Genomic DNA, 22,065 nt, shown 5'->3' on the forward strand with positions numbered 1-22,065 from the left:
TATCACGAACAAGCTCCGCAATTTTCTCAATTAACTTCGCTTTGTTTACTTGATACGGAAGCTCAGTTACAATAATAGATTGCTTTCCGTTTGCCTTCTCTTCAATCTCGACTTTCGCACGAAGCATAATTGTGCCGCGTCCCGTTTCATAAGCTCTTCGAATGCCGCTTCGACCAAGGATTTGACCAAATGTAGGAAAATCTGGTCCCGGAATATACTCCATTAATTCACCAATTGTAATCTCTGGATTACGACTTAACGCTAATACTCCATCAATTACTTCCCCAAGCTGATGCGGAGGAATATTTGTTGCCATCCCAACCGCAATACCAGTTGTACCATTTACTAATAAGTTAGGAAAACGAGCTGGTAATACAATCGGTTCTCGTTCAGAACCATCGTAGTTATCTTGATAATCAATTGTATTTTTCGTAATATCACGCAATAGCTCCATAGAAATTTTGGACATTCTTGCCTCTGTATAACGCATTGCCGCTGCTGAATCTCCATCGATAGAACCAAAGTTCCCATGGCCGTCTACTAACATATATCGTTGGCTAAAGTCTTGCGCCATTCGTACCATTGTCTCGTATACCGCTGAGTCACCATGCGGATGATACTTACCAATTACTTCACCGACAATACGGGCTGATTTCTTATACGCCTTATCAGCAGTAATCCCTAAGTCATTCATTGCATATAAAACCCTGCGGTGTACAGGTTTTAGCCCATCTCGAACATCTGGCAGTGCACGAGATACGATAACGCTCATCGCATAATCTAAAAACGAGGTACGCATTTCCTGGCTAATATTAATTTCTCGAATTCGGCCTTGTTGTTGGTTGTCTGACATCAACCAGCACCTCCTCATTACATTTCCGATCGATATATCATGTTCATTTATACGTAGAAGACAGGAATACTCCGATTCCTGTCATCATTCATTAAATATCAAGGTTTTTCACATATTTTGCATTTTCTTGGATAAAGTTACGACGTGGTTCAACTTTATCACCCATTAAAATTTCAAACGTTTCATCTGCTTCGATTGCATCTTGAAGCGAAACTTGAAGAAGTGAACGTACTTCTGGATCCATTGTTGTTTCCCATAGCTGCGCTGGATTCATTTCTCCAAGACCTTTATAGCGTTGAATACCTGGTTTCGGCTGTTTCGGAAGCTCCGCTAATATATTTTCAAGTTCTCTATCATTGTAAGCATACTCAACTCGCTTACCTTGTTGCACTTTATATAATGGCGGTTGTGCAATATATACATAACCGTGCTCAAGAATTTGACGCATATAACGATAGAAGAATGTTAATAATAGGGTACGAATATGAGCACCGTCGACATCAGCATCAGTCATAATAATAACTTTATGATAACGCGCCTTTTCAATATCAAAGTCTCCGCCAATACCTGTACCAAGCGCAGTAATAATTGTACGTACCTCATCGTTTGATAAAATTTTATCTAAACGAGCTTTTTCGACGTTAATAATTTTCCCTTTAAGCGGTAAAATTGCTTGGAAATGACGATCTCGGCCTTGTTTTGCTGAACCACCCGCTGAATCACCCTCTACGATATAAATTTCACTAATAGAAGGATCTTTAGAAGAACAATCTGCAAGTTTTCCTGGTAAGCTTGATACTTCTAGCGCACTTTTTCTGCGTGTTAATTCACGAGCCTTTTTCGCTGCTACACGTGCACGTGCTGCCATCGTTCCCTTATCTACAATTTTTCGAGCAACATTTGGGTTTTCAAGTAAAAACTTTTCAAATGCTTCAGAGAAAACTGATTCCGTAATTGTTCTCGCTTCGCTATTTCCAAGTTTTGTTTTCGTTTGCCCTTCAAATTGCGGATTTGGATGTTTAATGGACACAATAGCCGTTAAACCTTCACGAACATCTTCACCTGTTAAATTACTATCAGCATCTTTTAAAATATTATTTTTCCGACCGTAATCATTAATCACACGTGTTAATGCTGTTTTAAATCCTACTTCATGCGTACCACCTTCATACGTATGAATATTATTTGTAAATGAATAAATGTTAGTTGTATATCCTTCGTTATATTGAAGAGCAACCTCAACTTGAATTCCATCTTTTGAACCTTCTACATATACTGGTTCTTCATGTATTGGTTCTTTAGAGCGATTTAAATGCTCAACATAAGACTTAATTCCGCCTTCATAATGGAATTCTTTCTTTTGTTTATGCTCACGTTTATCTTCAATTGTTAATTTAATATCACGATTTAAAAATGCTAGCTCTCTTAAACGAGTTGCTAATGTATCAAACTCATATACAGTTGTTTCAGTAAAAATTTCTGCATCTGGCTTGAAGCGCGTTATTGTTCCTGTATGATCTGTATCTCCAATTACTTTTAAATCCGCAACTGGTATACCACGTTCATACTTTTGATAATGGATTTGCTCGTCACGATGAACAAATACTTCTAATTCCGTTGATAATGCGTTCACGACAGAAGCACCTACACCATGTAAGCCCCCAGAAACTTTATAACCGCCGCCGCCGAATTTACCACCTGCATGAAGAACCGTCATAATAACCTCTACAGCTGGACGACCCATTTTCTCATGCATCCCAACTGGAATACCACGACCATTATCTTTTACTACAATACTGTTATCTTCTTCAATAGAGACATTAATTTCATCACAATACCCTGCCAATGCCTCATCAATACTGTTATCAACAATTTCCCATACAAGGTGATGAAGACCTTTTCCACTTGTTGAACCAATGTACATTCCCGGACGTTTCCGAACTGCTTCTAGTCCTTCTAAGACCTGTATTTGGCTTTCATCATATGCATTCTCTTGTATTTGTTTTTGTTCCATTGACACAAAGATCACCTACTTTTCCATTTAGACAGAAGCTATTTGTCTTCTTCTCCACAATCCACTGTGCCGTTCGTTACATGAATTGTTTTTGCTTGTTTTAATGTATCATGCTCAATTCCATCAACACTTGTCGTTGTCACAAACGTTTGCACCTTTCCTTGAATCGTATTAAGCAGATGTGATTGCCTATAATCGTCTAGTTCCGATAACACATCATCTAATAAAAGGATTGGATATTCGTTAACTTCTGAATAAATCAATTCGATTTCAGCTAACTTTAGGGAAAGTGCGGTCGTTCGTTGTTGCCCTTGCGAACCAAAGACTTGAACATTTTTACCATTAACGAAGAATTGTAAATCGTCACGATGAGGCCCAATTAAGGTTGTGCCACGGAAGAGTTCACGTTGTTTCACAGATTGGAAACTTTCATAGTATACTTCTTTTATTTTCGACAAATCCATGGATTCTGATACATCAACACTTGGTTTATAGACTATTTCTAGCTCCTCAAGTCCTCTGCTAATTCCTCGATGGATTGGAGCTGCCCATTCTTGTAATAAACGTAAAAATTCAAAACGTTTTTTTAATACTTTTACACCATGTTCAACGAGTTGAAGTGTAAACACATCTAACATAGCTTCATCATTTGGACTATTGCCTTGCATTTTTTTGAGCAAATGATTACGCTGTGTAAGAACTTTTTGGTATTGACTTAATTCGTACAAATATACAGGAGCTATTTGCCCAAGCTCCATATCTAAAAAACGTCTTCGTACTTGAGGACTTCCCTTTACAAGGTTTAAATCTTCAGGAGCAAACATAACAACATTCATTACGCCAATATATTGACTCAATTTTTGTTGCTCAAGTTGATTTAACTTTGCTTTTTTTCCTTTTTTGGAAATGTTTAGTTCTAAGGACAAAGAGTTATTTCGTTTTTGCAGTCTCCCTTTTATTCTACCACAATCTTCATCCCATCTGATAAGTTCACGATCATTAGAAGTTCGATGAGATTTAGCCATCGCTAATACATAAATCGCTTCCATCAAATTTGTTTTTCCTTGCGCATTTTCACCAATAATTACGTTTACTTTATCTTCGAAGGAAAGATCTAATTGCTCATAATTGCGATAGTTTTGTAAATGTAATTCTGTAATATACAAAGGGATCCCCCTTTATCCTTGAACTTGAAATGTTCCGATCCCCGGAATTTCAACAATATCATTTGTATATAATTTTCGGCCTCGTCTATTTTCAGGCTCTTTATTCACATACACTTCATACTCTTGTAAAAACCATTTTACCGCTCCGCCTGTATCAATCACGTCAGCCAGTTTTAAAAATTGTCCTAATGTAATATATTCTGTCGAAATTTGAATATGTTTCATACAAATCGCTCACTTTCTAAAAGTGTTCATTCTTTCATTGTACTAAATAAACAAGCATTAGGAAAGTAATAGGGAAAAATCAAAAGGGTTACCAGTACATCTACACTAGTAACCCTATCTTTTTAGTACGTACGTACTGGTAAAATTAATTGAGTAATGGAATCATCGTTCACTGTACGAATTAAAAATGGTCTCATTGCACCAGTAAAGCTAATTTTAATCTCTGTACTATCTAATGCTTTTAATGCATCCATCATATATTTTGCACTAAAGGAGATTTTTAACTCTTCACCTTCAATTTTCTCGCATTGAACTTCTTCTACTACTTTCCCGATTTCTGGAGAGTTCGATGAAATTTCTAACATTTGATCTTCTAAAGTTGATAATTTCACAACATTATTACGTCCATCTCTTGCTAATAAAGAAGCTCGATCAATTGCTTGTAAAAATTCTTTTGTATTTACAAAAATATCCGTTTTACTATCTGGTGGGATTAGTCTTGTTGTATCCGGATAGTTACCCTCTAACAGTCTAGAGAAGAATAATAAATGTTTCGTCCGGAATAACACTTGATACTCCGTTATAACAATATCTACCATTTCCTCTGATTCATCAAGAATTTTACTTAACTCATTTAAACTTTTTCCTGGAATAACAACATTTGCTTGAAATTCATTCGAAATAGTTTGTCCTGCAATTTTCGCTTTGCGCAGCGCCAAACGATGACTATCTGTTGCAATACAAATCAATTCGCTGTTATACACCTTCCAGTTTACACCTGTCAAGATTGGACGTGTTTCTGATGTAGATACAGCAAAAACAGTTTGACGAATCATATGTTTTAACAGATCTGTTGGAATTTGAAATACATGATGTTCTTCAATCTGTGGTAACAATGGATACTCAGCTGAGTCTAAACCATTTAAGTTAAACTCGGACTTTCCAGATTTTATTTTCGTCATAAAATGACTTTCGACAGAAATTTCAACTGTATCTTTCGGTAATTTTTTTACAATTTCACTAAAATATTTTGCTTGTAAAACAATACTTCCTGATTGTAGGACTTCTACAATTTCTTTTCCATCCTCTTCAATTGGAATAAAGGATTCGATCGATATATTAGCATCGCTACCCGTTAATGTAACACCTTCTTCATTTGCTACGATTTTAATCCCTGTAAGAATCGGAATTGTTGTACGAGAGGAAACAGCTTTCATTACATCTTGTACACTTCTGACAAGGTAATCTTTTTGAATTGAAAAATGCATAACGAAAACCTCCGGCAAATATAAAATTGATTTTATTTAATAATAATAAAAATTAGTAGTAATAGTAATAGGTCTTGTGGATATGTGGATAACTCGTTTAGAATACGGAAAAACAGTCTATCTACATGTGGATAGACTGTGTGTAAAATAAGGAAAGTTATTCACGTTATTCACATCATATTACTTTAAAATATCGTGAATCTCTTCAAGTTGCCTCTGTAATTGTGCATCCGTTTTTAACAGTTTGGAAATTTTTTCGTGTGCATGAATGACTGTAGTATGATCACGACCTCCAAACTCTTCACCGATTTTTGGTAAAGATGAATCTGTTAGTTCACGAGACAGATACATTGCAATTTGTCGAGGGAAAGCGACCGATTTTGTACGCTTTTTTGCTTTAAAGTCTTCTAATTTCACTTGATAAACATCCCCTACAGCTTTTTGGATGTCATAAATTGAAATAATTTTCGGTTTGGAATTTGGAATAATATGCTTTAGTGCTTCAGCAGCTAAATCTGCATTAATATCTTTATTAATTAAAGACGAATACGCTACAACACGAATTAGAGCACCTTCTAATTCACGGATGTTAGAGTCAATTTGATTTGCGATATAGAGCATAACTTCATTCGGAATATCCAGACCTTCAGCTTTTGCTTTCTTGCGTAAAATCGCAATTCTTGTTTCTAAATCTGGAGGAGTAATGTCTGTAATGAGTCCCCATTCAAAGCGCGAACGTAAGCGATCTTCTAGTGTAGGAATTTCTTTTGGCGGACGATCACTTGAAATTACAATTTGCTTACTTTCTTCGTGCAACGCGTTAAATGTATGGAAAAACTCTTCCTGTGTTTGTTCTTTTCCAGCAAGAAATTGAATATCATCTATAAGTAAAACATCAACGTTCCGATATTTATTACGAAAATCAACGGCCTTATTATCACGAATAGAATTAATAAATTCATTTGTAAATTTTTCAGATGACAGATAAACAACTTTTGCGTTTGGATTATGCTCGATGACATAATGACCGATTGCATGCATTAAATGCGTTTTCCCGAGCCCAACTCCCCCGTAAATAAATAAGGGATTGTACGCTTTAGCAGGCGCCTCAGCTACGGCTAACGAAGCTGCATGGGCAAAGCGATTGCCAGAACCGATTACAAAGGTATCAAATATATATTTTGGATTAAGCATGCTTTGCGGGAAATGATTAGGTTCATCATGCATTGTTTTATCTTTTTTAACAGGAGGATAGTCAAATTCCTCTTCTGTTTGACTTTGTGGAATGATGAAGCGAATCTCAAGTTCCGCGCCCATTAAATGAATGATTGTTTCCGAAATAAGTTCTGAATAGTGAGATTCTAACCAATCACGCGCAAATTCATTTGGAGCTGTAATAGTTAAAACGTCCTTTTTTAAAGAATAAGCTTTTGTAGATTTAAGCCATGTTTCGTAGCTAGGCTTACTTACTTTTTTCTCTAGTTCTTTTAAGGTGTTATTCCATAAATCTGAAATGTTTTCCAAAGTTGTCCCTCCTTTACAAAAGATGATCAGCAAACCAAGTGTTTAATGTTTGTATAACCTAACAAAACAACACTGTATATTTATACGTAACACTTTTTAAAAGTGAAAAATCGGTTTAAATACGAGATAGAGTTTTCGACAAAAAAACACATTGTGGAAAACTTCTTGTACACATGTGTTTATACATGTCCACAAGTTATTCACAAATTGTGGATAAATGATAATTGTGGAAAACTTGTCCAAGGTGAAAACACAACTATAATATCAAAAAAAGATAGCAATAGCAATGTATTTCAAAAAGTTATCCACAAAATCAATACCTTGTGGAATAAACTTGTCCACAATACGATATACTGTGTAAAAACAAAAAATGAATTGTGGATATAAAAAAGTGGCGAAAAAAATTATCCACAACCGATAGAATGTATTGTGAACAACGTTGTGAATAGGTAGAAAATGAATATTTTATTAAAATTTTGAGAAGCATTGACATTCTCCTACCAAATTAACTATAATTTATAGGACTGTCTTTAACAGTTATTCCTCAGGGAGGTGTCATATAATGAAAAGAACTTATCAACCAAATAAACGTAAGCGCAGCAAAGTACATGGTTTCCGTAGCCGTATGAGCACAGCGAACGGACGTAAAGTTCTAGCAGCTCGTCGTCGTAAAGGTAGAAAAGTATTATCTGCGTAGGCCACTGATCGTTCAGTGGTCTTTTTTCTAGTAATTATGAATTTTCCGCTGGCGAAATACAGGAGTGTTCAATTGATATGAAGAAAAAGAATCGTGTAAAGAAGAATGAGGAATTTCAAGCTGTTTTTCAAAAGGGGACATCAAATGCTAATCGTCAATTTGTTGTATACCAATTAGAGAAGCCTGATCAACCATATTTTCGAATTGGTCTTTCTGTTAGTAAAAAGTTAGGGAATGCGGTCATGCGTAATCGAATTAAACGAATGATTCGTCAAGCTTTTACGGAGTTAAAAGATGAGATAGATTCTGGAAAAGATTTTGTTATAATAGCAAGGAAGCCTTGTTCAGAAATGGACTATGAACAATTAAAGAAAAGCTTAATTCACGCTCTGCACCGCTCGGGAGTAAAACTGGCAAAAAGTAGCGAAATAAGAGGAAAATGAATTACACTATATACATACCTAAACAAGGAGGAGCAGGCTGTGAAAAAAAAGATAAGTTTACTGGTCATGCTTATTGCTGTAATGGCAATTTCTGCTGGCTGTAATCAAACAAATCAGCCGATTACACCGCAAAGTACGGGAATTTGGAATGAATATTTTGTATACCCACTTTCTCAGCTAATCACGTATTTTGCAAAATTATTTGGCAATAACTATGGTTTATCGATTGTTGTCACGACTCTTATTATTCGTTTTGCGTTATTACCATTAATGATTAAGCAAACGAAGAGTACGAAAGCAATGCAAGCATTGCAACCTGAAATGGCAAAGCTAAAAGAGAAATACAGCTCTAAAGATCAAGCGACTCAGCAAAAATTACAACAAGAAATGATGCAATTGTATCAAAAACATGGTGTAAATCCGTTGGCTGGGTGTCTACCAATTTTTATTCAAATGCCAATTTTATTTGCATTTTACCATGCAATTATGAGAACAGCAGAAATTAAACAACATACTTTTTTATGGTTTGATTTAGGTCATGCTGATCCATATTATATTCTTCCAATTATTGCAGCGATTACGACGTTTATTCAACAAAAGCTTGCAATGGCTGGTACTGCTGGACAAAATCCGCAAATGGCAATGATGATCTGGCTTATGCCTATCATGATTTTAGTTTTCGCAATTAATTTCCCGGCTGCACTATCTCTTTACTGGGTAGTAGGTAACATCTTCGGTATTTTACAAACATATTTGATCAAAGGGCCGGATATTAAGGCTAGTAAGGCAGGAGGATCAAGTAAGTGAGTATGATTACTGCTAAAGGACAAACAGTCGAACAGGCAGTGCAATCCGCATTAGAACAATTACAAGTATCAAAAGATAAAGTGGAGATACACATTATTGATGAGGGGAAAAAAGCTTTTCTCGGTTTCATTGGAGGGCGTCCTGCTATTGTAGAGGTCTTTGTAAAAAAAGATCCTGTAGAAGAAGCGGAACTTTACTTGAAAAGTATCATAAAAGAAATGGATGTTGATGTAACTGTTGGAAAAGAGGTAAAAGGACGCGACGTTCATTTTACACTTTCTGGTAGTGAGGTCGGTATATTAATTGGAAAAAGAGGGCACATACTGAATTCTTTACAATATGTAACAAAGCTTGTTGCGAATCGTAGCACGAAACAATATATTGGTGTAACAATTGACGCTGAAAATTATCGTGATAAACGAAAAGATACGTTAGAGTCACTTGCACTTCGATTAGCAAAGCAAGCTAGTAATACGAGAAAAAGAATCGTGTTAGAACCAATGCCTTCTTTTGAAAGAAAAGTTATCCATCAAGCACTTGCGAATCATCCATATGTGATCACAACATCTGAAGGGAAAGAACCATATCGACATGTTGTCGTATCTCCGAAATAAAGTGAAACTTCCAGCCTGAGAGATGTAACCTAAACGGTTGGCTAGTTAAACGAATCAGGCTCTTATGGGCAGCCTATCTGCTTTGAATTTCTTAGAAAATCGAGGTGGGAGACCGTCCTTTAGAGCGGGATAAACCGGTAACTCATTTGAGTGCCGGTTTTTTACTGGATAAAGTGAAACTTCCATCAGTGGTTTTTTTTTCATTCCCCACTGATGGAAGACTCTCACCAATCGGGCTTTTACGGGAACTATTTTCCTCGCTTCACTCGGGGGGCTTACTGCCTGCGAATAGCGGGATAAAATGTGAAGACAGGAATTTGTCTGTGGATAAATAAATCGCACTAAACTTATCCACTGTGTATAAGTTTAGTGCGATTTATGAGAGGACATAATAAAATAAGTTATTATTCTTTTTTACACAGTTTCGTTATGGTATCCTAATAATTTAGTGAAAGAAAAAATCGTATTGAATATAGAGAGAAATAAGCAAGTGAGGTGAAAGGACATGGAATTTGATACAATTGCTGCAATTTCCACAGCTCTTGGGGAAGGTGCAATTGCCATTGTTCGAGTAAGTGGAGATGATGCGGTAGAGAAGGTAAATCGCATTTTTAAAGGGAAAGATTTAACGACAGTGCCATCTCATACAATTCAGTATGGGCATATTGTGGATTTAGATACAAATAAGGTTATTGAAGAAGTTATGGTTTCAATTATGCGGGCACCAAAGACATTTACGCGTGAAGATATCGTTGAGGTAAATTGTCATGGTGGCCTTGTTTCTGTAAATAAAGTATTACAACTTATTTTATCGCAAGGTGTTCGGTTGGCAGAGCCAGGGGAGTTTACAAAGCGTGCTTTTTTAAATGGACGTATTGACTTATCGCAAGCAGAAGCGGTTATGGATTTAATTCGTGCGAAAACGGATCGTGCAATGAATGTTGCGATTAACCAAATGGAAGGTCGTTTATCAAAATTAATTGGTCGTCTGCGTCAAGAAATTTTGGAAACATTAGCTCATGTAGAAGTGAATATTGACTACCCGGAATACGATGATGTAGAAGAAATGACGCACGGGGTTTTAATTGAGAAGGCGGAATACGTTCGATCAGAAATTGGGAAGTTACTGCAAACTTCAAAGCAAGGAAAAATTTTGCGTGAAGGAATTGCAACGGCTATTATTGGAAGACCGAATGTTGGAAAGTCATCTTTATTAAATAGTCTTGTACAAGAAAAGAAAGCGATTGTAACGGATATAGCGGGAACGACTCGAGATGTTATTGAAGAATACGTGAACGTGCGCGGTGTACCGCTTAAATTGATTGATACAGCTGGAATTCGTGAAACAGAGGATATCGTAGAACAAATAGGTGTAGAGCGTTCAAAAGAGATGATGAATAAAGCAGATTTAGTTCTTCTAGTTGTAAACTATAGCGAAGTGTTAACAAACGAAGATGAAGAATTATTCCGAGCAGTGCAAGGAAAAGACTTTATTGTCATTGTAAATAAAACAGATTTGCCGCAGCAAATTGATATGGAGCGCGTTGTACAATTGGCTGGTTCAGCTCGTGTTATTACAACGACTTTAATCGAAGAAAAAGGTGTAGATGAGCTAGAGCAGGCAATTGCTGATCTCTTCTTTGAAGGAGCAATTGAAGCGGCAGATATGACATATGTATCGAATGCGCGTCACATTGGTTTATTAACACAAGCAGAAAAGACGATTGGCGATGCAATCGAGGCTATTCATAGCGGCGTACCAATTGATATGGTGCAAATTGATTTAACAAGAACGTGGGAAATCCTTGGTGAAATTACGGGAGATACTGTACACGAAAGTTTAATTGATCAGTTATTCTCCCAATTTTGTTTAGGAAAGTAATCGTAAGGAGGAATGGAAAATGGGATACAACGCTGGTTCTTATGATGTTATTGTAATCGGTGCAGGTCATGCGGGGTGTGAAGCTGGTTTAGCAGCAGCTCGTATGGGAGCAAAAACATTAATGTTAACAATTAACTTAGATATGGTTGCGTTTATGCCGTGTAACCCTTCGGTTGGTGGACCTGCAAAGGGAATTGTTGTTCGTGAAATAGATGCGCTTGGCGGTGAGATGGGAAGAAACATTGATAAAACGCATATTCAAATGCGTATGTTAAACACAGGAAAAGGTCCGGCAGTACGTGCGCTTCGTGCTCAAGCAGATAAATTTGCGTATCAACATGAATTGAAAAAAACAATTGAAGAAACACCAAATTTAACATTGCGTCAAGCTATGGTTGAACGCTTAATTGTAGAAGACGGCGTATGTAAAGGTGTTGTTACACAAACGGGAGCGGAATACACAGCGAAAACAGTTGTTATTACAACAGGTACGTTTTTACGCGGTGAAATTATCGTTGGAGATTTAAAATATTCAAGTGGGCCAAATAACCAACAACCATCAGTGAGATTATCGGAGCACCTAGAAGAACTTGGATTTGAGCTTGTGCGTTTTAAAACGGGTACGCCTCCACGTGTAAATAGTAATACAATTGATTATAGCAAAACAGAAATTCAACCAGGTGATGATACACCACGTGCATTTTCTTTCGAGACAACGAAGTTCATCATGGATCAAATTCCGTGTTGGTTAACATATACAAGTGAGGAAACACACCGTTTAATCGATGGAAATTTACATCGTTCTGCTATGTATTCTGGCATGATTAAAGGAACAGGTCCGAGATATTGTCCTTCAATTGAAGATAAGGTTGTCCGTTTCCACGATAAACCACGTCATCAAATCTTCTTAGAGCCAGAAGGACGAAATACACAAGAAGTATATGTACAAGGTCTATCGACAAGTCTGCCGGAAGATGTACAACGTGAGATGTTAAAGACCATTCCTGGCTTAGAAAACGTAGAAATGATGCGTACGGGATATGCAATTGAGTATGATGCAATTGTACCAACGCAGCTATGGCCAACGCTTGAAACAAAGAAAATAGAAAATTTATATACAGCAGGACAAATTAATGGAACATCTGGTTATGAAGAAGCAGCAGGTCAAGGTTTAATGGCGGGTATTAATGCGGCTTGTCGTTCATTAGGTAAAAAAGAAGTGATTTTAAATCGTTCAGATGCGTATATTGGCGTTTTAATTGATGATTTAGTAACAAAAGGTACAAATGAACCATATCGCCTATTAACATCTCGTGCAGAATACCGCTTATTATTACGTCATGACAATGCAGACCTTCGTTTAACAGAAATTGGACATGAAATTGGTTTAATCCCAGAAGAGCGTTATGAACGTTTTACAGTAAAAAAAGAGCAAATTGAAAAAGAAAAAGAACGTTTATCGAGTATTATTATTAAGCCGCGTCCTGAAGTACAAGAGTTAATTCGTGGAGCTGGCGGAAGTGAACTAAAGGATGGTATACGTGCGAGTGATTTATTACGCCGTCCAGAAATGACGTATGAGCATATTCATCTTCTTGCTCCAAGTGAAGAAAAGGTTAACGATGAAGTGGCAGAGCAAGTTGAGATTCAGCTTAAGTATGAAGGGTATATTGAAAAATCTTTACAACAAGTAGATCGTATGAAGCGTATGGAAAGTAAAAAAATTCCGGTTGATATTGATTACGATGCAATTTCTGGAATAGCTTCTGAAGCACGTCAAAAATTAAAGGATGTCCGTCCGCTATCGATGGGCCAAGCATCTCGTATTTCCGGGGTAAATCCAGCTGATATTTCCATTTTACTTGTGTATATAGAACAAGGAAAAATTGCACGAGTATCGAACAAATAAATAGTTAGGGGATATAGCGAGATGAATATAGAACAATTTCAATCTATGCTAGTAGAAAGAGGTATTACTCTTTCTGCTAGGCAGTTAGAGCAATTTGAAATCTATTTTGAGACGTTAGTTGAGTGGAATGAAAAAATGAACTTAACAGCAATTACAGAGAAGGAAGAAGTATATTTAAAGCACTTTTTTGATTCTATTACAGCTGCTTTCTATCATGATTTTTCAAGGCCATTTTCTGTTTGTGATGTTGGTGCAGGAGCGGGTTTTCCTAGCATCCCTTTAAAAATCTGTTTTCCAAATTTAAAAGTCACAATTGTCGATTCCTTGCAAAAACGTATTACATTTTTAAATCATTTAGCAACAAAATTAGAATTAACTGACGTAGCGTTTTGTCATGATCGTGCTGAAACATTTGGAAAAAAAGAAGGTGTACGTGAATCCTTTGATATTGTAATGGCACGCGCTGTTGCCCGTCTCTCTGTCTTAAGTGAATTGTGTTTACCGCTTGTGAAAGTAGGGGGAACATTTATTGCAATGAAAGGTTCGGCCGCAAACGAAGAAATTGAGAATGGCAAGTATGCTCTGCAAGTGCTTGGTGGTGAATTGAAAGGAATTGCTACGTTCCAATTACCATTTGAGGAAAGCGAACGTAACATCTTATTGATTGAGAAAAAGAGAAAAACACCAAATAAATATCCGCGTAAGCCAGGGACACCGAATAAATTACCTATTGAAAAATAAATCTTATTAGACGTAAGATTAAGTTATATAAAGTGAAACTTCTATCAGTAAGTTTGTTTATCATCACTGATGGTTAGTTGAACGATTCGGGCTTTTTACAGGCAGTTATCCACCACCTTTTTTTGGATCCTCATAATATTGAGGCGGGGACTTACTGCCCGTTAGAGCGGAATAAAGACGTAAATGTTTCACATGAAACATTTTTGTATAGAGTATTCAATAGGATTCAAAGGTGGTGGAATATGTATGAGAAACACGTTTTCTCGTTTATTTGGCTTTGGAGAGAAAGAGGCTGAATTAGCACTACAAGAAGAAAGCCATGAAGAGATAAAGCAAATTTCGTTATCAAAAATTGTTCCAAATCGCTATCAGCCACGTACAATTTTTGATGATGCCCGTATTGAAGAGCTCGCTCTTACAATTCATACGCATGGATTAATTCAACCGATTGTTGTTCGTCAGTATGAAGAAGAGAAATATGAGATTATTGCTGGTGAAAGACGTTTTCGGGCTGCAACAAAATTAGGATGGGAAACTGTCCCGGCTATTGTTAAAAATTTGAATGATACTGAGACCGCTTCTGTTGCCCTGATTGAAAATTTGCAACGAGAAGAACTTACGGCAATCGAAGAGGCTGTTGCTTATCAAAAGTTAATTGAATTACATAATTTAACGCAAGAAGCACTAGCGCAGCGACTAGGTAAAGGGCAATCTACAATTGCAAACAAACTAAGATTATTAAAGTTGCCAGAAGATGTTAAACAAGCGTTATTAGAGAAGAGTATTACAGAACGTCATGCTCGTGCCCTTATTCCGCTTAAAAATGAAGAGCTTCAATTAAAAGTTTTACAAGAAATTATTGAAAAGCAATTTAATGTGAAGCAAACAGAAGATCGAATTGCTAAATTGTTAGAAGAAACGAAGCCGAAACGAAAAGCAAAGCAAAAAGCAGTAAGTCGCGATATGCGTATTGCAATGAATACAATTCGTCAATCTTTACAAATGGTTGCGAATAGCGGCTTGAATGTGAATTCGGAAGAAGAAGAATTTGATGAATACTATCAAATTACAATTAAAATTCCAAAAAAGAAGTAAGAAAGATAGAAACATAGAAAAAAGACCTCAACGTTGGAAGAGGTCTTTTTGTTTTGTCACGTATTAATGTAAGACCTCTCTGATGGAAGTTTCACTTTATAAGTACTATATTTTCTTTTAAAATTAAGAAGGAGTTTGTAAATAAATTTTGAAGTTTAATATACAGAAACAAAAGAAACAGGATTGTTTCATGTTAAAATAAAAACAATCATTTGTAGAATAAGACAGAAAGGTTGAAAGTAGGTGACATCATGGGGAAAATCATTGCCATTGCTAATCAAAAAGGTGGTGTTGGAAAAACAACAACATCGGTAAATTTAGGAGCTGGATTGGCACAAGTAGGAAAAAAAGTACTTCTTGTTGATATTGATGCACAAGGGAATGCAACGACAGGAGTCGGAATTGAAAAATCAGATTTAAATGAATGTATTTATAATGTGCTTGTAGAAGATACAGATGTTCGTGAGGTTATAAAGAGAACAGCAACTGAAAATCTAGATGTGCTTCCCGCTACTATTCAGCTAGCAGGAGCTGAAATAGAACTTGTACCGACAATTTCCCGGGAAGTTCGCCTGCAGCGTGCGCTGCAGCCAATTCGTGATGAGTATGATTATATTATTATTGATTGTCCCCCATCTTTAGGTTTATTAACCATTAACGCATTAACTGCTGCAGATTCTGTTATTATTCCTGTTCAATGTGAGTATTACGCCTTAGAGGGGTTAAGTCAATTGTTGAATACAGTTCGCCTTGTACAAAAGCATTTAAATAAAAATTTAGCAATTCAAGGTGTTTTACTAACAATGTTGGATGCTCGTACAAACTTAGGGTTACAAGTAATTGATGAAGTGAAGAAATATTTCCGAGATAAAGTATATAGTTCGATTATTCCGCGTAATGTGCGTTTAAGTGAAGCGCCGAGTCATGGTAAACCAATTATGATGTATGATGCTAAGTCGAGGGGGGCGGAAGTGTATTTAGATTTAGCAAAGGAAGTGATTGCAGGTGGCTAAAGGACTAGGAAGAGGGATTAATGCGTTTTTTCCAGATTTGGATGTGAAAGAGGAAGAAACAATTCAAGAATTGCAAGTAAACGAATTACGTCCTAACCCATATCAGCCGCGTAAATATTTTCACAAGGAAGCAATTCAAGAGCTAGCATCATCCATTAAAGAACATGGAATTTTACAACCGCTTATTGTTCGAAAAAGTATTAAAGGATATGAAATTGTTGCAGGAGAACGAAGATTTCGTGCCGCTAAAGAAGCAAATCTCGAAACGGTTCCTGTTGTTGTTCGAGATTTAAATGAGCAACAAATGATGGAACTTGCGCTATTAGAGAATTTGCAACGTGAAGATTTAACGCCTATTGAGGAGGCGTTAGCGTATCAAATGCTCATGGAACAACTTAAGGTAACGCAAGAACAGTTAGCAAAGCGGCTTGGGAAAAGTAGGCCACATATTGCCAACCACATTCGTTTACTATCCCTCCCACCTTTTGTACAAGAGATGATTTCAAATGGAACGATTTCTATGGGACATGGACGAACATTGCTTGCTTTAAAAGATAAAACACAAATCAATAGTTTATTACAACGAATTGAAAAAGAAGGATTAAATGTCCGGCAGTTAGAACAAATTATTCAGCAGATGAATGAATATGTTTCACGTGAAACAAAGAAACAAAAACCAGAGAGAAATATCTTTTTCGAGGAGCAAGAAACGGTGTTACGAGAGCGATTTGGAACTGCTGTGAAAATTAAAGAAACGAAGCAAGAAAAAGGAAAAATTGAAATTCAATTTTTCAATAAGGGTGATTTACAACGTATTTTAGAACTTTTAGCAGGAGAACAATAAAAATAAACCATCTCTACTTATAGATGGTTTATTTTTTTCATTACAGCAAGTTTTTTATCTGTTTCAATAATACTTTCCGCAATGCTGGTAGCCATGTTCATAACAAGGTTTAATCTTGTGTTTTGCAGTACAAAAAATTCCATAAATCCATTTAAATTTACAATGCCATGGATATGCATATCACCAATTGCAGGGAGTTTTTTATTCATAGCGGCTCCAGGTTTACTAGGTCCTTTTCCAATTGTAATGGAACCAATATTTTGAGATTTTCCTAGACATGCATCAATTGCGATAATAAAGGGATTCATAAATGTTTTGTGTATTTCTGTAATCGTTTCTTCTAAGTTTAAAGCATGGACTGGTGATTCTAATGTTCCGTATAAATGAAAATTTTGAATGTTATAATCTTGTAGTTTTGAACCAACAAGGGGGCCTAATGCATCACCTGTTGATCGGTCTGTCCCAATACAAAGTATAATAAGTAGAGGGTTTGTTTCGATTGGGAGATGAGAGAGCAGAAAACTGCTAATTGTTTGATTGCAATTTGCATCATGATGCATAACCTGCTGCGAATCTTTTTCAAAAAAAGGTAAGCGAAAACTTCCGATATTCACGAAGCATCCATCCTTTAATAGAATTTATCGAATTCATATGAATTTGATTTTCCTAAAAACGATTGCATGTCATACATTCTTTTGAATGTATGACTTATATTGCCTTTATTGTTAGGGGAACTTCATTATTATGTTAAGAAGAAATTGAGAAATATTCCTAATTTTACCTATTGGTGGAGATGGCATTCTGTTGTAAAAAGGTGAATTATGAGTAGAAAGAAATGTATATTTTTGTATCTAGATACCTTATAAAATATGAATGCTTGTGAAGTATGTCATGTAGCCTAAAGAATACTAGTACTAGTATATAAAAAAAGTTGTTATTTTATACCTTATAGAGTGTGAAAATAAAAGCGTATGAAAGAACTTTTTTCGTAAAATATAGGAGAAATTCTGTTACAATAAATAATGAATATGAGGTAGAAAGGTAGGTCGCGATGAAAGGACTTCACGACTTATATACAAAACTTACAAACTGGTTGTTAGATATGGGATTGTGGGAAAATATTGGTCTTGGTTTACTGCAAATTACACTTATTTTTCTTATTTCAAGTATAGTTATTCGAATTGGCAGGGCAATTATCAGTAATGCTTTCAAAATAAAGACAAAATCACCAATTCAAATTTCTGAAAGAAGAACGATGACGTTAGCAAAATTATTAGAAAATATTTTTACGTATGTTATCTTTTTCGTTGTAATAATCGCTATTTTAGGGGTATTTGGAATTGATACAAAAGGACTATTAGCCGGTGCAGGAGTTGTTGGTTTAGCGGTTGGTTTTGGTGCACAAAACTTAGTCAAAGACGTTATCACGGGATTCTTCATTTTATTAGAGGATCAATTTTCAGTAGGAGACTATGTACGCTTAGGGCAATTTGAAGGAGTTATTCAAGAGATTGGATTGCGTACAACAAAAATGAAGAAATGGACAGGTGAAATTCATATTATTCCAAATGGAAATATTAAGGAAGTAACAAATTTCTCTGTTACTAATAGTGTTGCCTTTGTAGATGTATCTATTTCATATGAAAGTGATATTGAACATGCAGAAAAAGTTCTTGAAAAGTTATTGGATGAATTACCAACAAGGTATGAGCAAATGGTTGCTCGTCCGCAATTATTAGGTGTACAGAGTTTGGCGGCATCAGAAGTTGTTTTAAGGGTTACAGCTGAAGTAGAACCGATGCAACATTTTGTAGTAGCGAGAGCGCTTCGTAAAGAAATTAAGAATCGTCTTGATTTACATGGTATTGAAATTCCATATCCACGTATGGTTCTATATAACCGTGAAGAGCTGATGAGTGAAAAGGCAAATTAGCAGTGAGAGGAGTTTAGAGCATGGAGCAAAAGCAATATAACTTGCACGATGTAGTAGAAATGAAAAAAGCCCATCCATGCGGTGAAAATCGTTGGAAGATTATTCGCATGGGAATGGATATTCGTATTAAGTGCGAGGGGTGTGACCATTCGGTACTGATTCCTCGGAGAGAATTTGATCGTAAGGTGAAGAAAATACTTATAAAGCATGAAGAATAGATGAAAAAATAAACAGTGGCTGATGCAGCTGTTTATTTTTTTTCGCTAGTAATATTTGAAAAAACTCGATTGATTTAACTAATAATCAGTGCGGGATAAAGTGCCTTCTCTACTTGATACAGTTTCATTTTATGAAACTGTATGAAGCTTGTCATTTTATTCGTTACTATCTATAATGATGGAAGATTGAGACATAGGAGTGAAGAATATGGGATTAACGGCTGGTATCGTTGGATTACCGAACGTAGGTAAGTCAACATTATTTAATGCAATTACACAAGCAGGTGCGGAATCTGCAAACTATCCATTCTGTACAATAGATCCAAACGTTGGAATTGTAGAAGTTCCAGACCATCGTTTAAATAAATTAACAGAACTTGTTGAACCAAAGAAAACAGTGCCAACTGTATTTGAATTTACGGATATTGCAGGTATTGTAAAAGGCGCGAGTAAAGGTGAAGGATTAGGAAATAAATTCTTATCCCATATTCGTCAGGTAGATGCAATTTGCCAAGTAGTTCGTTGTTTTGAAGATGAAAATATTACACACGTAGCGGGTAAGGTAGATCCGATTTCAGATATTGAAACAATCAACTTAGAGCTTATTTTAGCGGATTTAGAATCTGTTGATAAACGCATTGATCGCGTGGCAAAATTAGCGAAGCAAAAAGATAAAGATGCTGCATTCGAACACGAAATTTTAGTTCGTTTAAAAGAAGCATTTGAAGAAGGAAAACCAGCTCGTACAGTTGAATTTACAGAAGAGCAAATGAAAGTAGTAAAAGGTCTTCACCTATTAACAGTAAAAGAAATGTTATATGTAGCAAATGTTGGTGAAGATGATGTAATGGATCCATCTGCAAACGAATATGTACAAATTGTAAAAGAATTTGCTGCAAAAGAAAACTCTCAAGTAATTGTTGTTTGCGCAAAAATTGAATCAGAAATTGCTGAGTTAGATGAAGAAGAAAAGAGAGTCTTCCTTGAAGAACTAGGCATTGCAGAATCTGGTCTAGATCAATTAATTCGTGCAGCGTATGATTTATTAGGGTTGGCTACTTATTTCACAGCGGGTGTACAAGAAGTACGTGCTTGGACATTTAAAACAGGAATGAAAGCACCGCAATGTGCTGGAATCATTCATACAGATTTTGAACGTGGATTTATTCGTGCAGAAACAGTATCTTATGATGACTTAATGGAAAATGGTTCTATGACAGCTGCCAAAGAAGCTGGAAAAGTACGATTAGAAGGAAAAGAATACGTTATGAAAGACGGAGATGTTGTGCACTTCCGCTTTAATGTATAATTTTTTTATTTCCTAGGAAAAAAATAAAGTGAAACTTCCATTAGTGGGGGGCTTCATCCCCAACTGATGGAAAGCTCTCACCAATCGGGCTCTTACGGGCAGTTATCCCCCACCTAGCTTCTTCGCTTTCTCTGAATCTTGAGGTGGGGATTCTACTGCCCACGAGTAGCGGGATAAAGTATTTAACTTGGCAAATTCATTAGGTTTGCCAAGTTTTTTATGTTTCCGTGAGTTGCTTCCTCTAACTTACTATGATATAATCTAAACTCGTGAGTAATTACTATAAATTAATTGCTCCTTGCCCAGTATGGGCCGTTTAGACCAAAAGGAGGTGAAAGTGTAATGAAAAAGTACGAAATCATGTACATCATTCGTCCAAACATGGAAGAAGAAGCTCAAAAAGCTTTAGTTGAACGTTTTGCAGGCGTTTTAACTGAAAATGGTGCAGAAATCATTAACACAAAAGATTGGGGTAAGCGTCGTTTAGCTTACGAAATCAACGACTTACGTGACGGTTTCTACATGATCTTAAACGTAAATTCTAATCCAGAAGCGATTAATGAATTCGATCGTTTAGCTAAGATCAGCGAAGATATCATTCGTCACATCGTTGTTAAAAACGAAGAATAATCATTAAAGATATATAGGGAGAGTGGTTCGATTGATGAATCGTGTTATACTCGTTGGTCGTTTAACTAAGGACCCTGACTTACGTTACACGCCAAACGGTGTTGCAGTAGCTACTTTCACGTTAGCTGTGAATCGCGCATTTACGAATCAGCAAGGTGAGCGTGAAGCTGACTTTATTAACTGTGTAATATGGCGTAAACAAGCAGAGAACGTGGCAAATTTTTTGAAAAAAGGTAGCTTAGCAGGCGTAGATGGACGTCTTCAAACTCGTAATTACGATGGACAAGATGGTAAGCGTGTATATGTAACAGAAGTTCTAGCGGAGAACGTACAATTTTTAGAACCGCGTAATAGCGGTGGTGAGCAACGCGGTTCATTCAATCAGCAACCATCGGGAGCAGGATTCGGAAATCAAGGCTCTCAAAACCCATTTGGTCAATCTGGTAACAATGGCAATAATGCTGGTTTTACTAGAAATGACGATCCATTTGCAAATGTAGGTCAACCAATCGATATTTCGGATGATGACTTACCATTTTAATGGTATAGAACGAATATTTTAAAACAGAATGGAGGGAAATGAACATGGCAGGTGGACGCAAAGGTGGACGTGCGAAACGTCGTAAAGTATGTTTCTTTACATCTAACGGTATCACTAATATCGATTACAAAGATGTAGATTTATTAAAACGCTTTGTATCTGAGCGCGGTAAAATTTTACCACGTCGTGTAACAGGTACTAGCGCAAAATACCAACGCAAATTAACAGTTGCAATCAAACGTGCTCGTCAAATGGCACTTTTACCATATGTTGGTGAATAATAACGCATGAAATGCACAGTAGAGTGACACTCTACTGTGCATTTTGCTATTCTTTTCT

Annotated in this window: 23 protein-coding genes (1 of these 23 cut by a window edge); 16 read left to right on the plus strand and 7 right to left on the minus strand. The window is 36.3% G+C overall.

Translation table 11 applies throughout. The annotated features are described in order from the left end of the window. The 6 genes from gyrA to dnaA form a co-directional block, all read right to left on the minus strand. Window positions 1-853, minus strand: the beginning of a protein-coding gene (gene gyrA, locus AB1279_RS00300; protein WP_429757457.1) for a DNA gyrase subunit A. Its footprint begins 1,613 nt before the window's first position; only the first 853 of its 2,466 coding nucleotides appear in the window; its start codon is at window positions 851-853; its stop codon lies beyond the left edge, outside the window. Between the two features lie 91 nt (window positions 854-944). Then, complete coding sequence (gene gyrB, locus AB1279_RS00305; RefSeq protein ID WP_429757458.1) at window positions 945-2,867, minus strand: DNA topoisomerase (ATP-hydrolyzing) subunit B; 1,923 nt, start codon at window positions 2,865-2,867, stop codon at window positions 945-947. Window positions 2,868-2,905: 38 nt separating this feature from the next. Then, window positions 2,906-4,033 carry a DNA replication/repair protein RecF gene (gene recF / locus AB1279_RS00310; RefSeq protein WP_429757461.1) on the minus strand — a complete coding sequence of 376 codons (1,128 nt, stop codon included), beginning with the start codon at window positions 4,031-4,033 and terminating at the stop codon, window positions 2,906-2,908. Between the two features lie 12 nt (window positions 4,034-4,045). Beyond that, entirely contained in the window at window positions 4,046-4,258 is a 213-nt protein-coding gene (gene yaaA, locus AB1279_RS00315; protein ID WP_098310159.1) for a S4 domain-containing protein YaaA, read from the minus strand. Window positions 4,259-4,380: 122 nt separating this feature from the next. Continuing rightward, a complete protein-coding gene (gene dnaN, locus AB1279_RS00320) occupies window positions 4,381-5,526 on the minus strand; it encodes a DNA polymerase III subunit beta (protein WP_429757459.1) in 1,146 nt (381 codons plus the stop codon). A gap of 180 nt (window positions 5,527-5,706) precedes the next feature. Beyond that, complete coding sequence (dnaA, locus tag AB1279_RS00325) at window positions 5,707-7,050, minus strand: chromosomal replication initiator protein DnaA (RefSeq protein WP_429752895.1); 1,344 nt, start codon at window positions 7,048-7,050, stop codon at window positions 5,707-5,709. A 562-nt stretch (window positions 7,051-7,612) separates the two neighbouring features. Here dnaA and rpmH point away from each other — a divergent pair. The 10 genes from rpmH (at window position 7,613) to AB1279_RS00375 (ending at window position 17,095) form a co-directional block, all read left to right on the plus strand. Beyond that, entirely contained in the window at window positions 7,613-7,747 is a 135-nt protein-coding gene (rpmH, locus tag AB1279_RS00330; RefSeq protein WP_000831901.1) for a 50S ribosomal protein L34, read from the plus strand. A gap of 77 nt (window positions 7,748-7,824) precedes the next feature. Then, window positions 7,825-8,190, plus strand: coding sequence for a ribonuclease P protein component (gene rnpA / locus AB1279_RS00335; protein WP_429752896.1), 366 nt, complete (start codon window positions 7,825-7,827; stop codon window positions 8,188-8,190). A 39-nt stretch (window positions 8,191-8,229) separates the two neighbouring features. Beyond that, window positions 8,230-8,997, plus strand: coding sequence for a YidC family membrane integrase SpoIIIJ (gene spoIIIJ, locus AB1279_RS00340; protein ID WP_429752897.1), 768 nt, complete (start codon window positions 8,230-8,232; stop codon window positions 8,995-8,997). After that, window positions 8,994-9,611, plus strand: a complete 618-nt coding sequence (gene jag / locus AB1279_RS00345) for an RNA-binding cell elongation regulator Jag/EloR (RefSeq protein ID WP_429752898.1) — start codon at window positions 8,994-8,996, stop codon at window positions 9,609-9,611. The genes spoIIIJ and jag overlap by 4 nt, the downstream gene beginning before the upstream one ends. 505 nt (window positions 9,612-10,116) lie before the next feature. Then, complete coding sequence (gene mnmE / locus AB1279_RS00350; RefSeq protein ID WP_429757462.1) at window positions 10,117-11,493, plus strand: tRNA uridine-5-carboxymethylaminomethyl(34) synthesis GTPase MnmE; 1,377 nt, start codon at window positions 10,117-10,119, stop codon at window positions 11,491-11,493. 19 nt (window positions 11,494-11,512) lie between these two features. Next, complete coding sequence (gene mnmG / locus AB1279_RS00355) at window positions 11,513-13,402, plus strand: tRNA uridine-5-carboxymethylaminomethyl(34) synthesis enzyme MnmG (RefSeq protein WP_429752900.1); 1,890 nt, start codon at window positions 11,513-11,515, stop codon at window positions 13,400-13,402. 21 nt (window positions 13,403-13,423) lie between these two features. Then, entirely contained in the window at window positions 13,424-14,143 is a 720-nt protein-coding gene (gene rsmG / locus AB1279_RS00360; protein ID WP_429752901.1) for a 16S rRNA (guanine(527)-N(7))-methyltransferase RsmG, read from the plus strand. Between the two features lie 246 nt (window positions 14,144-14,389). Continuing rightward, window positions 14,390-15,238: a nucleoid occlusion protein gene (noc, locus tag AB1279_RS00365; RefSeq protein ID WP_429752902.1), complete on the plus strand. Its 849-nt coding sequence runs from the start codon at window positions 14,390-14,392 to the stop codon at window positions 15,236-15,238. A 251-nt stretch (window positions 15,239-15,489) separates the two neighbouring features. Continuing rightward, window positions 15,490-16,251: a sporulation initiation inhibitor protein Soj gene (gene soj / locus AB1279_RS00370; protein ID WP_429752903.1), complete on the plus strand. Its 762-nt coding sequence runs from the start codon at window positions 15,490-15,492 to the stop codon at window positions 16,249-16,251. Beyond that, window positions 16,244-17,095 carry a ParB/RepB/Spo0J family partition protein gene (locus AB1279_RS00375; protein ID WP_429752904.1) on the plus strand — a complete coding sequence of 284 codons (852 nt, stop codon included), beginning with the start codon at window positions 16,244-16,246 and terminating at the stop codon, window positions 17,093-17,095. Before soj ends, AB1279_RS00375 begins: the two co-directional genes overlap by 8 nt. A gap of 17 nt (window positions 17,096-17,112) precedes the next feature. Here AB1279_RS00375 and yyaC read toward each other — a convergent pair whose 3' ends face one another. Beyond that, on the minus strand, window positions 17,113-17,709 hold the full coding sequence (gene yyaC, locus AB1279_RS00380) for a spore protease YyaC (protein WP_429757463.1): 597 nt from the start codon (window positions 17,707-17,709) through the stop codon (window positions 17,113-17,115). A 437-nt stretch (window positions 17,710-18,146) separates the two neighbouring features. On the opposite strand from yyaC, the gene AB1279_RS00385 reads away from it, so the two are divergent. The 6 genes from AB1279_RS00385 (at window position 18,147) to rpsR (ending at window position 22,007) form a co-directional block, all read left to right on the plus strand. Then, window positions 18,147-19,028 (plus strand): mechanosensitive ion channel family protein, encoded by an 882-nt coding sequence (locus AB1279_RS00385; RefSeq protein ID WP_429757464.1) that lies wholly within the window; start codon window positions 18,147-18,149, stop codon window positions 19,026-19,028. A 20-nt stretch (window positions 19,029-19,048) separates the two neighbouring features. Continuing rightward, entirely contained in the window at window positions 19,049-19,246 is a 198-nt protein-coding gene (locus tag AB1279_RS00390) for a DUF951 domain-containing protein (protein ID WP_336482043.1), read from the plus strand. Between the two features lie 208 nt (window positions 19,247-19,454). Further along, the gene (gene ychF / locus AB1279_RS00395; RefSeq protein WP_429757465.1) at window positions 19,455-20,555 is read left to right on the plus strand and encodes a redox-regulated ATPase YchF; all 1,101 of its coding nucleotides are present in this window, start codon (window positions 19,455-19,457) and stop codon (window positions 20,553-20,555) included. Between the two features lie 342 nt (window positions 20,556-20,897). Beyond that, the gene (gene rpsF / locus AB1279_RS00400; RefSeq protein WP_336482045.1) at window positions 20,898-21,185 is read left to right on the plus strand and encodes a 30S ribosomal protein S6; all 288 of its coding nucleotides are present in this window, start codon (window positions 20,898-20,900) and stop codon (window positions 21,183-21,185) included. Window positions 21,186-21,216: 31 nt separating this feature from the next. Then, window positions 21,217-21,726, plus strand: coding sequence for a single-stranded DNA-binding protein (ssb, locus tag AB1279_RS00405; RefSeq protein ID WP_336482046.1), 510 nt, complete (start codon window positions 21,217-21,219; stop codon window positions 21,724-21,726). Window positions 21,727-21,770: 44 nt separating this feature from the next. After that, the gene (gene rpsR, locus AB1279_RS00410; protein WP_098310141.1) at window positions 21,771-22,007 is read left to right on the plus strand and encodes a 30S ribosomal protein S18; all 237 of its coding nucleotides are present in this window, start codon (window positions 21,771-21,773) and stop codon (window positions 22,005-22,007) included. Window positions 22,008-22,065: the final 58 nt, after the last annotated feature.

This window comes from Bacillus sp. S14(2024) (assembly GCF_050473785.1).
Taxonomy (GTDB): domain Bacteria; phylum Bacillota; class Bacilli; order Bacillales; family Bacillaceae_G; genus Bacillus_A; species Bacillus_A yunxiaonensis.

Excerpts from the sequence above, each read along its gene's own strand:
- gyrB (WP_429757458.1), bottom strand. The coding sequence starts at position 2,867 with ATGGAACAAAAACAAATACAAGAGAATGCATATGATGAAAGCCAAATA.
- yaaA (WP_098310159.1), bottom strand. The coding sequence starts at position 4,258 with ATGAAACATATTCAAATTTCGACAGAATATATTACATTAGGACAATTT.
- dnaN (WP_429757459.1), bottom strand. The coding sequence starts at position 5,526 with ATGCATTTTTCAATTCAAAAAGATTACCTTGTCAGAAGTGTACAAGAT.
- rpmH (WP_000831901.1), top strand. The coding sequence starts at position 7,613 with ATGAAAAGAACTTATCAACCAAATAAACGTAAGCGCAGCAAAGTACAT.
- rnpA (WP_429752896.1), top strand. The coding sequence starts at position 7,825 with ATGAAGAAAAAGAATCGTGTAAAGAAGAATGAGGAATTTCAAGCTGTT.
- mnmE (WP_429757462.1), top strand. The coding sequence starts at position 10,117 with ATGGAATTTGATACAATTGCTGCAATTTCCACAGCTCTTGGGGAAGGT.
- mnmG (WP_429752900.1), top strand. The coding sequence starts at position 11,513 with ATGGGATACAACGCTGGTTCTTATGATGTTATTGTAATCGGTGCAGGT.
- rsmG (WP_429752901.1), top strand. The coding sequence starts at position 13,424 with ATGAATATAGAACAATTTCAATCTATGCTAGTAGAAAGAGGTATTACT.
- noc (WP_429752902.1), top strand. The coding sequence starts at position 14,390 with ATGAGAAACACGTTTTCTCGTTTATTTGGCTTTGGAGAGAAAGAGGCT.
- soj (WP_429752903.1), top strand. The coding sequence starts at position 15,490 with ATGGGGAAAATCATTGCCATTGCTAATCAAAAAGGTGGTGTTGGAAAA.
- AB1279_RS00385 (WP_429757464.1), top strand. The coding sequence starts at position 18,147 with ATGAAAGGACTTCACGACTTATATACAAAACTTACAAACTGGTTGTTA.
- AB1279_RS00390 (WP_336482043.1), top strand. The coding sequence starts at position 19,049 with ATGGAGCAAAAGCAATATAACTTGCACGATGTAGTAGAAATGAAAAAA.
- ychF (WP_429757465.1), top strand. The coding sequence starts at position 19,455 with ATGGGATTAACGGCTGGTATCGTTGGATTACCGAACGTAGGTAAGTCA.
- rpsF (WP_336482045.1), top strand. The coding sequence starts at position 20,898 with ATGAAAAAGTACGAAATCATGTACATCATTCGTCCAAACATGGAAGAA.
- rpsR (WP_098310141.1), top strand. The coding sequence starts at position 21,771 with ATGGCAGGTGGACGCAAAGGTGGACGTGCGAAACGTCGTAAAGTATGT.